Consider the following 13100-nt stretch of genomic DNA (forward strand, 5'->3'; position numbering starts at 1 on the left):
CGCTTGTCTCGCGGGCACGCTGGCGGCATGGACGAAAGACGCACCGTGAAGGTGTCGAAGTACCTCTCGAAGCACCTGCGGCACCAGCCCGAGCGGATCGGGCTCACTCTGGACGAAGCCGGCTGGGTCGAGATCGACGCCCTCATCAAGGCGGCCGCCGCACACGGCTTCCGCCTCACCAGGGCGGAACTCGACCACGTGGTCGAAGCCAACGACAAGCGGCGCTTCGCCGTGCAGGGCGACCGTATCCGCGCCAGCCAGGGCCACACCGTCGAAGTGGACCTCGGCCTGCCCGCGGCGACCCCGCCGCCGTACCTCTACCACGGGACGGTCGCTGCCCACCTGACCGCGATCCGCGCGGAGGGGCTGCGGCCGATGACCCGGCACGACGTGCACCTGTCGCCCGACCGGGAGACGGCCTCCCGGGTCGGTGCCCGGCGCGGCCGCCCGGTCGTGCTCTCCGTGGACGCCGGGGCGATGCATATCGACGGCCATGTGTTCCGGGTCAGCGCCAACGGCGTGTGGCTGACCGAGACGGTCCCACCCCAGTACCTGCGCTTCCCGCAGACCCGCTGACCACGCCCCGGACCCGACCGACAGCCCCCGGCCAGGCTCGGACCATCGCGCGTGTGCGCTTACGCTCGATGCATGAGTCTGCGTCTGAGCACCGTGATCCTGCCGTACCTCCGCTGGCACGAGGGCGGCCGCACCACCTGGCAGCGGGCCGAGCAGCTCGGGTTCCACACCGCGTACACCTATGACCACCTGTCGTGGCGGACCTTCCGGGACGGCCCGTGGTACGGCGCCGTACCGACCCTGACCGCCGCGGCCGCGGTCACCGAGCAACTGCGTCTCGGCACCCTTGTGACCTCGCCGAACTTCCGCCACCCGGTGACGCTCGCCAAGGAGCTGATCTCCCTCGACGACATCTCCGGCGGCCGGGTCACCCTCGGTGTCGGGGCGGGCGGCACCGGTTTCGACGCCACCGTGCTCGGCCAGGAGCCGTGGACACCGCGCGAGCGCGCCGACCGGTTCGCCGAGTTCGTCCCCCTGCTCGACCGGCTCCTCAGGGAGAACTCCGTCTCCTTCGAGGGCGACTACTACTCGGCCCACGAGGCACGCAACATCCCCGGCTGCGTCCAGCGCCCCAGGCTGCCGTTCGCGGTGGCCGCCACCGGCCCGCGCGGCATGAAGCTGGCGGCACGCCACGGGCAGGCGTGGGTGACCACCGGGGACCCCAAGCTTTTCGAGACGGGAACCCCGGAGCAGTCCGTGCAGGCCGTACGCGGGCAGATCGAGAAGCTGGCCGACGCCGCCGCCCAGATCGGTCGGGATGCCGCTGGCATCGACAAGGTCCTGCTCACCGGCTTCACCCCGGACCGCGGCCGTCCGCTGGAGTCGCTCGGCGCGTTCGTGGACTTCGCCGGCCGCCACGCCGAGCTGGGCTTCACCGAGATCGTGATCCACTGGCCGATCCCGGACTCCGACTTCGCGGCGGACGAGAAGGTCTTCGAACGCATCGCCATGGAGGCCCTCGCCCAGCTGTCCTGAACCGGCCTGTCCGCGGGTACGGCCGGGGCGACTCCGGCCGTATCGGCGCAGGTCGAGACCCGTGCACAGGACAGGTATCACTCACCTGTGCGGGCACCCGCACGGTCGTGCGCGCATATGCGCGACAATGGTGTCCGTGACCTCAGCGACGAGACAGCCCGAGACCCCGGCCCCGACCGTCCCGCCTCGGCTGATAGCCACGGACCTCGACGGCACCCTGCTCCGAGACGACAAGTCCGTCTCGCCACGCACGGTCGCCGCCCTGGCGGCCGCCGAGGAGGCCGGCATCGAGGTCTTCTTCGTCACTGGGCGCCCGGCCCGCTGGATGGACGTCGTGAGTGAGCATGTCCACGGCCACGGCCTCGCGATCTGCGGCAACGGAGCGGCCGTCGTCGACCTGCACGGCGGCCCCGGCGCCCACCGTTTCGTCAAGGTCCGCGAACTGGCGCGGGAGAACGCGCTCGACGCCGTCAGTCTGGTGCGTGACGCCGCACCGGGCACGGTCTACGCCGTCGAGCAGACGTACGGCTTCAACCAGGAGCCCGCGTACCCGAAGCTCCACATGGAGATCCCCGACATCCTCGCGTCGGCCGAGGAACTGCTGGCCCCGGGCGGTGTGGCCGACCACGAGCCGGTGCTGAAGATCCTCGCGTACCACCCCGCGCTCGACCCCGACGACTTCCTCGCCACCGCCCGCCTGGCTGTCGGCGACCGCGCCACCATCACCCGGTCCAGTCCCAGCGCCCTGCTGGAGATCAGCGGCCCCGGCGTCTCCAAGGCCAGCACCCTCGCCCTGTGCTGCGCCGAGCGCGGCATCTCCCACGAGGAGGTCGTCGCCTTCGGTGACATGCCGAACGACGTGGAGATGCTCACTTGGGCCGGCCAGTCGTACGCCATGGGCAACGCGCACCCGGACGTTCTCACGGCCGCCTCCGGCCGAACCGTCGCCAACAACGAGGACGGCGTCGCGGTCGTCATCGAGCGCCTACTGGCAGAGCGGCTGTAACCACGGCGGCGCGCCGCAGCCCGGACGCCCCGCCACGGCAGTGGCCGCGCCCCGGCCGAAGCGGCGGCCCTCGCACACCGGCCCGGCCGTCGTCGGCGGCGTGCGAGGTTCGCAGCTCGGCTCCCCTCGGCTACAGCCGCACTCCGTGCTTCAACAGCCACGACACAGGATCCACGCCCGACCCCAGCTCCGGCGTGACCCGTACCTCGAAGTGCAGATGCGGGCCGGTGGAGTTCCCGGTGGTGCCCGACTGGCCGATCCACTGACCGGGCGCCACCCGTTCGCCCTGGTCGATGGTGACGGCGGCGAGGTGCGCGTACTGGGTGTAGTAGCCGTCCGGGTGGCGGAGCACGACCTCGATGCCGAAGGCGCCACCGCACGACACCTTCACCACCCGCCCCGCTCCCACCGCCCGCACCGGCGCACCGATGGGAACCGCGAAGTCCTGCCCGGTGTGCCGACTGGACCAGCGCTCACCACCACTGCCGAAACCCGCGGAGAGTTCGTACTCCTTCACCGGCGCGACCCACGGCCGTGTGCGGCCCGGGTCCGGCTGTTGCAGGCGGACGGCGCCCCGGCAGGAGCCGGCCGCGACGGCGGCGTCGGCCTGCCCTTGCAGCGTCCACTGAGCTTGTTCGAGCTTCCGCTGGATGTCCTGCTTGATCTCGCCGAGTTCGGCGTTCCGCTTCTCCAGCCGCCGCCAAGCCGCCGCCGCCTTGGCCTTGCCCGCCGCGAACCGTGCTTCCGCATGCCGGCTCCGGGTGACGGCCTTGCCGAGGGCCAGATCAACCTGTCGTCCGGCCCACTGCCCACGCATGAGTGTGCCGGGATCGTCCGCGAGCAGCATCTGCGCGGCGTAGGGCATCCCGCTGCCCTCGCGGTACTGGGCTCGGGCGATCCGGCCGAGGTCGGCGTTGAGCGCGGCGAGCTGCCGCCGCTCCCGCCCGAGCAGCTTCTCCATCCGCCGGGCCTGCGTCCTTTGCCGATCCGCCGCCCTCCGCCCGGCCTCGTACTGCTGCGTCGCCACGGCCGCCTCATCGAACAGCCGCGCCACCTGGGCGCTGAGCCCCACGTCAGCGGGAACGAAGGCCGAACTGACCGCGCTGTCGCCGCTGCCGTCACCACCGCTCTCGGCGACGGTCGGCCGCGCCGCGAGAACCGCGGCGGCACACAGCAGCGCGGCGACGAGAACCCTGTGTCGGCGAAGTGAACGCATGCCGCGATCGTGGCCCGCCCCGGAGACCGTGGGCATGTCCGGGGGGTCCGGCCGGGGGACGCCCTGCCCTGGATGGGCCAAGATGCCTGCTCCGAACAGGGCCCCGCCACGATCGCATGCGACGAGGATTCTTGCGCGAACCCCACTTCGGTAGGGCAACTGACGCGGCACCAGGCCGACAGTGCCCGAGACCACATGCGAACGGCGGCGCTCCACCGCTGCCCGGCGACGCAAGCCGTGACCAGCGGCTGATGCCCTGACCAGCTACGCAGGCCCGGCCGAGGACTTACGCCCTGACCAGCAGCTCCCCCGCCGCCTCCCGCTCGACCATCGCCCGCAAGGGTCCGTCAACAGTGACCAGTTCGGCGTAGGTCCCGCGCTGCGCGACCCGCCCCTCCGCCAGGACGACGACCTCGTCCACGGCGTCCAGCCCGGCCAGCCGGTGCGTGATCAGCAGAGTCGTCCGGCCCTCGGTTGCGGCCAGCAGGTCGGCGGTGAGCGCGTCGGCCGTCGGCAGGTCGAGGTGTTCCGCCGGCTCGTCCAGGACGAGGACGGGGAAATCGGCGAGCAACGCTCGGGCGAGGGCGAGCCGCTGACGCTGACCGCCGGACAACCGCGCCCCGTGCTCGCCGATCAACGTGTCGAGTCCGTCGGGCAGTTCCTCGACCCAATCCAGCAGCCGCGCCCGCGCGAGCGCGTCCCGCAGGTCCTCCTCGTCGGCGCCCTTGCGGGCCAGCAGCAGGTTCTCGCGCACGGAGCTGTCGAAGAGGTGCGCGTCCTGCGCGCACAGCCCGACGAACCGCCGTACGTCGTCCCCGTCGAGCGCGTAGGCGTCCGCGCCACCCAGCGTGTACGTCCCCTCGCGCGCGTCCAGGAAGCGCAGCAGCACCTGGGCGAGCGTCGTCTTACCCGCACCCGAGACGCCGACGACCGCGACCCGCCGCCCCTGTTCGAGGGTGAGGTCCAGCCCGGTGAGCGCGTCTCGCTCCTGGCCCGGGTACCGGGCGCCGAGTCCTTCGAGTCGCAGCGGGAACGGTGACACCGGCGGCTTCGCGGGCCGCTCCGGTTCGTGAACGGGGTCGGGTGCGTCGAGCACCTCGTACACCCGCTCCGCGCTCCTGCGGACCCGCTGGCGGAACTGGGCCGCGAGCGGCATGCCGAGCACCGCCTCGAACGCGGCGAGCGGGGTGAGCACGACGACGGCCATGGTCACACCGCTCAGCCGTCCCTCGACGACCGCCCGTGCCCCCAGCAGTGCGGTGGCGGTCACGGTGAGCCCCGAGACGAGCGCCGTCAGTCCGTCCCCGATCGCGGTGGCGGTGGCGGCGCGTGAGGTGATCCGGGTGAGAACCTGATCGGCTCGCCTGGCCTCGGCGGTACGAGCGGGCAGGGCGCCGGCGACCGCCAACTCGGCGGTGCCACTCAGCAGGTCGGTCACACGGGTGGCGAGCACGCCACGAGCGGGCGCCAGCCGCAACTCGGCCCGCCGGGCCACCGCTCCTGTCACGAGGGGCACCCCGGCCCCGGCCCCCAGCAGCCCTACGGCGAGGGCCGCACCGGCCTCGGGCAGCAGCCAGGCGGTGAATCCGACAGAGGCGGCGGACACCGCCACGGCCGCACCGGCGGGCAGCAACCAGCGCACCCAGTAGTCCTGCAGAGCGTCCACATCGTCGACGAGCCGGGAGAGCAGGTCGCCCCGCCGTGTCGTGCGCAGCCCAGCGGGCGCCAGCCGCTCCAGTCGCCGGTAGACGGCCACCCTGGTGTCGGCGAGCATCCGCAGCACGGCGTCGTGCGACACCAGCCGCTCCGCGTACCGGAACACCGCCCGCCCGATACCGAACGCCCGCGTGGCCGTCACCGCGACCATCAGATACAGCACCGGAGGCTGCTGGGAGGCCCGGGAGATCAGCCACCCTGACGTCGCCATCAGTCCGACGGCGCTTCCGAGGGCGAGGCTGCCGAGCAGCAGGGCGAGAGCGAGGCGGCCCCGGCGGGGTCCGGCCATATGACGGACTCGGGTCAGCACGCCCCCCTGTCGCTCGACCGGGAGGGACACCGACGGCACCGCAACGACAGTCTCCGGCTCGTCGGGTCGTGGGGGCGTAGCCGTTGCCATACGGTCGGCGGTGGGTGCAGAGGTGGGCACCGTGGCCCCCTCCAGCCGGACAACCCGGTCCGCGACGTCGAGCAGCGCCGGCCGGTGCACCACCAGCAGGACGGTGCGGCCCACGGCCAGCCGCCGTACCGCTTCCACGACCTCCGCCTCGGTCTGCCCGTCCAGCGAGGCCGTCGGCTCGTCCAGCAGCAGAACGGGCCGGTCTGCGAGGAAGGCCCGGGCGAGCGCGAGCCGTTGCCGCTGGCCGGCGGAGAGACCGGCGCCCTCCTCGCCGAGCGCCGTGTCGGCCCCGGCGGGCAGCTCGTCCACGAACTCCAGCGCTCCGGCGTCGGCCAGCGCTCGCCGCACCGCTGCGTCGTCCGCGTCCGGCCGGGCGAGCCGTACGTTGTCGGCGATCGACCCGGCGTAGAGGTGGGGGCGCTGCGGCACCCAGGCGACACGTGAGCGCCACTGCTCCCGGTCGAGGACCGCGAGATCGGCTCCGCCGACCGACACGGTGCCCGCGGTGGTCCTGGTGAATCCCAGCAAGACGTTCAGGAGCGTGGACTTGCCCACGCCACTCGGCCCGACGATCGCCACCGTCTCACCGGGCGCCACGTCGAAGGACACGTCGGAGACCGCGTCGGACGACCGCCCGGGGTACCGGACCGTCACGCCCTCGAAGCGGATGTCGCTGGACGGCGGAACCGTCTCCGTGCCAGACGCCGGGACCGGTGTCTCCAGGACCTCGAAGATCTCCTCGGCCGCCGCCAGCCCCTCGGCTGCCGCGTGGAATTGGGCGCCCACCTGACGGAGGGGCAGGTAGGCCTCGGGCGCCAGGATGAGGATGACGAGTCCGATGTACAGATCCATCTCGCCGTGCACCAGCCGCATGCCGATGGTGACCGCGACCAAGGCCACCGAGATCGTCGCCAGCAGCTCCAGGGCGAAGGACGACAGGAACGCGATCCGCAGCGTCCGCATGGTCGCCTGCCGGTACTCGCCGGTGATCCGTTTGATGGACTCGGCCTGTGCCTTGGCACGGCCGAACACCTTGAGCGTCGGCAGCCCGGCCACGACGTCGAGGAAGTGTCCCGAGAGCCGGGACAGCAGTTGCCACTGGCGATCCATTTGGGAGCGAGTGGCCCACCCGATGAGCACCATGAAGATCGGGATCAGGGGCAGAGTACCGACGACGATCGCTGCCGACACCCAGTCCTCGGTGACGATCCGTGCGAGCACCGCCACGGGAACGACGACGGCGAGGCCCAACTGCGGCAGGTAGCGCGAGAAGTAGTCGTCGAGCGCGTCGACGCCGCGAGTGGCGAGGGCGACCAATGAGCCCGTGCGTTGGCCGCTGAGCCAGCCGGGCCCGAGCGCGACGGCGCGTTCCAGAAGTCGGCCTCGGAGCTCCGACTTCACGGCCGCACTCGCGCGATGGGCAGCCAGCTCGGTGAGCCACGAGACGACGGCCCGCCCCATCGCGACGGCAGCCAACAGCAGTAGGGGAGTGCCAAGTTCACCGACGGTGAGCCCGTGCTGGAAGGCACCGACCACCACCTCGGCGATCAGCATCGCCTGCGCGATGACGAGCCCGGCCCCGACGGCCCCCAGGCCGATGACCGCCGCCAGGAAGACGCGGGTGGCTCGGGCATACCGCAGCAGCCGCGGGTCGATCGGTTTCACGTGAAACACCCTCTTCTCGGCGGGCATGTTTCACGTGAAACGTGCCCCTTCGATCACAGGGGGTGTGTTTCACGTGAAACACTGTGAAACACACCCCCTGAGCCCATACTCAGTGCGCCGGCTCGGCGATGTGCTGTGTGCCGATCCGCTTGCGGAAGACCCAGTACGTCCACCCCTGGTAGAGCATCACGATCGGCGTGGCGATGGCCGCACACCAGGTCATGATCTTCAGGGTGTACGGGCTCGACGAGGCGTTGGTGACCGTCAGGCTCCAGTCCTCGTTCAGGGAGGAAGGCATGACGTTCGGGAAGAGCGTCAGGAAGAGCATGGCGACGGCCGCCACGATGGTGAGACCGGACAGAGCGAACGCCCAGCCCTCACAGCCCGCCCGAACGGCGACCAGCGCTGCCACGAGGGCGGCGACCGCGACGGTCACCGCGACCAGCGAGGTGCCGTCACCCTTCTCGGTCTGCGTCCAGAGGAGGAACAGCAGCGCCAGCGCCGCTGTAACGGCTCCGACCCTCAGCGCCAGCTTCCGCGCCCGTTCCCGGATGTCCCCGACGGTCTTGAGCCCGACGAACACCGTCCCGTGGAAGGTGAACAGCGTCAGCGTGACGAGGCCGCCCAGCAGGGCGTACGGGTTCAGCAGATCGACGACACTGCCCACATACTCGAAGTCACGATCGATCTTGACCCCGCGCACGATGTTGGCGAAAGCCACTCCCCACAGGAAAGCGGGCAGCAGCGAGGTCCAGAAGATCGCGGTCTCCCAGTTGCGCTGCCACTTCTCCTCTGGCCGCTTGGCCCGGTACTCGAAGGCGACACCACGGACGATCAGGCACACCAGGATGAGCAGCAGCGGCAGATAGAACCCGGAGAAGAGAGTGGCGTACCACTCGGGGAATGCGGCGAAGGTCGCTCCGCCCGCAGAGAGAAGCCACACCTCGTTCCCGTCCCAGACGGGCCCGATGGTGTTGATGAGAACCCGCTTCTCCGGCCGGTTACGGGCGAGCAGCCGGGTGAGGACACCGACCCCGAAGTCGAAGCCCTCCAGGAAGAAGTAGCCGATCCACAGGACCGCGATGACCACGAACCAGACGTCGTGAAGTTCCATGACTGTGCAGCTCCCTCGGCCTAGTACGAGAAGGCCATCGGCTTGTCGGCGTCACGGGAGTCGCCGCCGATCTGCGTGGGCGGGTTGAGGTCGGCCTCCGTCAGCTCGGGCGGCCCCGCCTTGACGTACTTCGCGAGCAGCTTGACCTCGACGACGGCGAGGATCGCGTACAGCGCCGTGAAGACGATCATCGAGGTGAGGACCTCGGCCTGCGAGACACCGGGGGAGACCGCGTCACGGGTCCGCAGCACGCCGTAGACGACCCACGGCTGGCGGCCCATCTCGGTGAAGATCCAGCCCCACGAGTTGGCGATCAGCGGGAAGCCCAGGGTGAGGATGGCGATCCGCCAGTACCACTTGGTGAGGGTGGGGCCGAGGGCACGCCCCGGCAGGAGCGAGAGGTGGGGAACCTCGTCGTCGCCGACCCTGAGGTGCTGTGGGAGCAGGAACTTCTTACGGGTCAGCCAGAGCCCGAAGACACCGAGAGCGAACGACGCCATACCGAAGCCGATCATCCAGCGGAAGCCCCAGTAGGCGACGGGGATGTTGGGCCGGTAGTCGCCGGGCCCGTACTTCTCCTGCTCGGCCTTGTTGATGTCGTTGATACCGGGGACGTACGAGCTGAAGTCGTCCTTGGCCAGGAAGGAGAGCAGACCCGGGATCTCGATGGCGACCTTGTTGTGGCCCTCGTCGACGTCACCCACGGCGAAGACCGAGAAGGGCGCGGGCGCCTCGCCGTCCCAGAGGGCCTCGGCGGCGGCCATCTTCATGGGCTGCTGCTCGTACATGACCTTGCCCAGCAGGTCACCGCTGATCGCGGTGAGCATGCCGCCGACAACCACGGTGACGAGGCCGAGGCGCAGCGAGGTCTTCATCACGGGGATGTGCCTCTTGCGGGCCAGGTGGAACGCGGCGATGCCGACCATGAAGGCGCCGCCGGTGAGGAAGGCGGCCGAGAGGGTGTGGAAGACCTGGGTGAGCGCCGTGTTCTGGGTCAGCACGAGCCAGAAGTCGGTCAGCTCGGCACGGCCCTTGGCCTCGTTGATGCGATAGCCGACGGGGTGCTGCATCCACGAGTTGGCCGCGAGGATGAAGTAGGCCGACAGGATCGTGCCGATGGAGACCATCCATATGCAGGCCAGGTGGATCTTCTGGGGCAGCTTGTCCCAGCCGAAGATCCACAACCCGATGAAGGTCGACTCGAAGAAGAAGGCGATCAGCGCCTCGAAGGCGAGCGGGGCACCGAAGACATCGCCGACGAAGCGCGAGTAGTCGGACCAGTTCATACCGAACTGGAACTCCTGCACGATGCCGGTGACGACACCCATCGCGATGTTGATCAGGAAGAGCTTGCCCCAGAACTTGGTGGCCTTGAGGTACTTCTCCTTCCCCGAGCGCACCCACGCGGTCTGCAGGCCGGCCGTGAGCGCGGCGAGCGAGATCGTGAGCGGGACGAAGAGGAAGTGGTAGACGGTCGTGATGCCGAACTGCCATCGCGCCAGTGTCTCCGGCGCCAGAGCGAGGTCCACGTCTTCTCCTTACATGCCGTGGCACTGCGGCAGTTTGCCCCGCCTGTTCCGTACATCACGGGGCAACCGGGGCGCGCTTGTGAAAGCGTTCACATTCACAAGCAATTATGCCGCATACCCGTTCGGGCATCGATGGGCGGGGGGTCCCTCTTCCCGTGCCGATGGTCCCCAGCCATAAAAGCCGCAGGTCAGATCAGCGACCGGACGCAAAAGGGCCCGAGGGGAAACCTCGGGCCCACACCTTGACAGCGGCCGAGCCGATGCCAGGCGCGCGCGATGGCTCAGAGCTCCTTGCGGAACTCCTCCGTGACCTTGAGGAAGATGTCGTTCGCCTCGCCCTCGCCGATCGTCACGCGGACACCCTCACCAGGGAAGGGGCGCACGACGACGCCGGCCCGCTCGCACGCGCCGGCGAAGTCGACCGTCCGCTCCCCCAGCCGCAGCCACACGAAGTTCGCCTGGGTGTCGGGCACCGTCCAACCCTGACCGCGCAGCGCCTCGACGACCCGGTTGCGCTCGCAGACCAGCGTGCCCACCCGCCCGAGAAGCTCGTCCTCGGCGCGCAGCGAGGCGACCGCCGCGTCCTGGGCGAGCTGGCTCACCCCGAAGGGCACGGCCGTCTTGCGCAGGGCTGCTGCCACCGGCTCGTGAGCGATCGCGAAGCCCACGCGGAGACCCGCGAGGCCGTATGCCTTGGAGAAGGTCCGCAGCACACAGACGTTAGGCCGCTCACGGTAGAACTCGACGCCGTCCGGCACCTCTACGTCCCGCACGAACTCGCGGTACGCCTCGTCCAGCACCACCAGCACTTCGCTGGGAACCCGGTCGAGGAATCGCTCCAGCTCGGCCCGCCGGACAGCCGTTCCCGTCGGGTTGTTGGGGTTGCAGACGAAAATCAGCCGGGTCCGGTCGGTGATCGCGGCAGCCATCGCGTCCAAGTCGTGCACCTCGCCCGACGTCAGCGGCACCTGCACGGACGTCGCCCCGCTGATCTGCGTGATGATCGGGTACGCCTCGAACGACCGCCAGGCGTAGATCACCTCGTCGCCGGGCCCCGCGGTCGACTGGATCAGCTGCTGGGCGACACCGACCGAGCCCGTACCGGTGGCCAGGTGCGTGAGCGGCACACCGAAGCGCTCCGACAACTCGTTCATCAGCCCGGTGCACGCCATGTCGGGGTACCGGTTGAACGACGAAGCCGCCCCGGTCATGCTCTCCAGCACACCGGGCAGCGGCGGATAGGGGTTCTCGTTGGAGGACAGCTTGTACGCCACCGGACCACCTGCGGCCGGCTTGCCGGGCTTGTAGGTGGGGATACCCTCCAGCTCGGCTCGCAGCTTGGGGCTCGTCTCGCTCACCGCAGTCCTCCTCGTCGACGTAATGCTTCTCACCTTATGAGGATTCGGCCCGCCTGCGAATGGGCTGGGACAACGAGGTCCGTCACTGTCGTATCACCAGCATCACGGGCATCAGCACACGAAGAGCAACAAATCGGGGGCGCGCTGCTCACAAACGCACGCGCCGGTGGCTCGCGCCGTAGCGCGCATCACCCGTGCAGGTGAGTTGAGACCTCTTCGAGACATGAGCTACTTGGCAGGCTCATGCGTGCCGACAAGTAGCGTCCTGACATTGGGTCGTTCAACTCCCTTACATTGCAAGGCGATTAGCTATCTTTGACCTTGCAGAAACGTACCTGTCAACGGATGCATATGCGTCCGCACTACCCCACCGCATGAGCCCTACTATCGGCTCGCCATGACAGCAGCAGGGAAGCACCAGGTGAGCCGGGCGGAAACTCCCCGCCGAGGCAGCCGGTCGGGCCGGGCGGGCATCCGAGACGTGGCCGCCGCCGCCGGGGTCTCCATCACGACCGTTTCCGACGCCCTCAACGGCAAGGGCCGGCTACCGGACGCCACCCGACGCCATGTACGTGAGGTCGCCGACCGACTTGGCTACCGCCCTTCGGCGGCGGCCCGAACCCTGAGAACGGGCAAGTCCGGCCTCATCGGCCTGACCGTGACCACGTACGGGGATGAACCTTTCACCTTCACCGAGTTCGCGTACTTCGCGGAGATGGCGCGAGCGGCCACCTCGGCCGCGCTGGCCCGGGGCTACGCCCTCGTCATCCTGCCCGCAACCTCGCGTCACGACGTGTGGTCCAACGTGGCCCTGGACGGCACCGTGGTCATCGACCCGTCCGACCAGGACCCGGTGGTCAGCGAACTGGTCCGCCAGGGATTACCGGTGGTCTCGGACGGCCGCCCGGCCGGGGCGCTACCGGTCACCGCGTGGGTGGACAACGACCACGAGGCCGCGGTCCTCGGCATCCTCGACCATCTCGCCGACGCCGGCGCCCGCCGGATCGGCCTCCTCACGGGCACGACGACGGACACGTACACCCATCTCTCGACGACGGCATATCTGCGTTGGTGCGAGCGCGTGGGCCAGGATCCGGTGTACGAGGCCTATCCGGCGCACGATCCGTGCGCCGGAGCCGTCGCGGCCGACCGGCTGCTGGCCCGGCCCGACCGCCCGGACGCGGTCTACGGGCTCTTCGACCCCAACGGCACCGATCTCCTCGCCGCGGCCCGGCGGTACGGCCTGCGTGTCCCGGACGACCTGCTCCTGGTGTGCTGCAGCGAGTCCGCCGTGTACGCCACCACGGAGCCGCCGATCACCACGCTCTCGCTGAAGCCGCGCCGGATCGGCACGGCGGTGGTCCAACTCCTCATCGACGCCATCGAAGGGGTGGAATCGGACCAACCTGTCGAGCAGGTGATACCGACGGAACTGATCGTGCGGACCTCGTCCGAGCGGCGTTCGCCGCGCAGGACGGTCAGTCCGCCACGATCACCCGAAGAGGGTTGACGCCCGAACTGAGGGCCCGAACACGGATCGGGCGG

The 13100-nt window shown here is 69.9% G+C and carries 9 protein-coding genes; 4 read left to right on the forward strand and 5 right to left on the reverse strand.

Annotated elements, in window-relative coordinates; translation table 11 throughout:
• Positions 1 to 27 precede the first annotated feature (27 nt).
• From GSY65_RS18230 to GSY65_RS18240, 3 genes are all read left to right on the forward strand, one after another.
• On the forward strand, positions 28 to 576 hold the full coding sequence (locus tag GSY65_RS18230; protein ID WP_159769875.1) for an RNA 2'-phosphotransferase: 549 nt from the start codon (positions 28 to 30) through the stop codon (positions 574 to 576).
• A gap of 72 nt (positions 577 to 648) precedes the next feature.
• Positions 649 to 1551 (forward strand): LLM class flavin-dependent oxidoreductase, encoded by a 903-nt coding sequence (locus tag GSY65_RS18235; RefSeq protein ID WP_159769878.1) that lies wholly within the window; start codon positions 649 to 651, stop codon positions 1549 to 1551.
• Between the two features lie 136 nt (positions 1552 to 1687).
• Complete coding sequence (locus tag GSY65_RS18240; RefSeq protein WP_159769881.1) at positions 1688 to 2557, forward strand: HAD-IIB family hydrolase; 870 nt, start codon at positions 1688 to 1690, stop codon at positions 2555 to 2557.
• A 130-nt stretch (positions 2558 to 2687) separates the two neighbouring features.
• Here GSY65_RS18240 and GSY65_RS18245 read toward each other — a convergent pair whose 3' ends face one another.
• The 5 genes from GSY65_RS18245 to hisC all read right to left on the reverse strand — a co-directional run bounded on the left by GSY65_RS18245 (position 2688) and on the right by hisC (position 11555).
• Positions 2688 to 3773 carry a M23 family metallopeptidase gene (locus GSY65_RS18245; RefSeq protein ID WP_159769884.1) on the reverse strand — a complete coding sequence of 362 codons (1086 nt, stop codon included), beginning with the start codon at positions 3771 to 3773 and terminating at the stop codon, positions 2688 to 2690.
• Positions 3774 to 4059: 286 nt separating this feature from the next.
• The gene (cydD, locus tag GSY65_RS18250) at positions 4060 to 7563 is read right to left on the reverse strand and encodes a thiol reductant ABC exporter subunit CydD (protein WP_159769887.1); all 3504 of its coding nucleotides are present in this window, start codon (positions 7561 to 7563) and stop codon (positions 4060 to 4062) included.
• A gap of 100 nt (positions 7564 to 7663) precedes the next feature.
• Positions 7664 to 8668 carry a cytochrome d ubiquinol oxidase subunit II gene (gene cydB, locus GSY65_RS18255; RefSeq protein WP_159769890.1) on the reverse strand — a complete coding sequence of 335 codons (1005 nt, stop codon included), beginning with the start codon at positions 8666 to 8668 and terminating at the stop codon, positions 7664 to 7666.
• A gap of 20 nt (positions 8669 to 8688) precedes the next feature.
• Entirely contained in the window at positions 8689 to 10197 is a 1509-nt protein-coding gene (locus GSY65_RS18260; RefSeq protein ID WP_159769893.1) for a cytochrome ubiquinol oxidase subunit I, read from the reverse strand.
• Between the two features lie 281 nt (positions 10198 to 10478).
• On the reverse strand, positions 10479 to 11555 hold the full coding sequence (gene hisC, locus GSY65_RS18265; RefSeq protein WP_159769896.1) for a histidinol-phosphate transaminase: 1077 nt from the start codon (positions 11553 to 11555) through the stop codon (positions 10479 to 10481).
• A gap of 397 nt (positions 11556 to 11952) precedes the next feature.
• Here hisC and GSY65_RS18270 point away from each other — a divergent pair, with 397 nt between their 5' ends.
• Entirely contained in the window at positions 11953 to 13065 is a 1113-nt protein-coding gene (locus GSY65_RS18270) for a LacI family DNA-binding transcriptional regulator (RefSeq protein ID WP_159769899.1), read from the forward strand.
• Positions 13066 to 13100: the final 35 nt, after the last annotated feature.

Origin of the sequence: Streptomyces sp. HM190 (genome assembly GCF_009857135.1) — a bacterium.
In the GTDB taxonomy this organism is placed as follows: domain Bacteria; phylum Actinomycetota; class Actinomycetes; order Streptomycetales; family Streptomycetaceae; genus Streptomyces; species Streptomyces heilongjiangensis.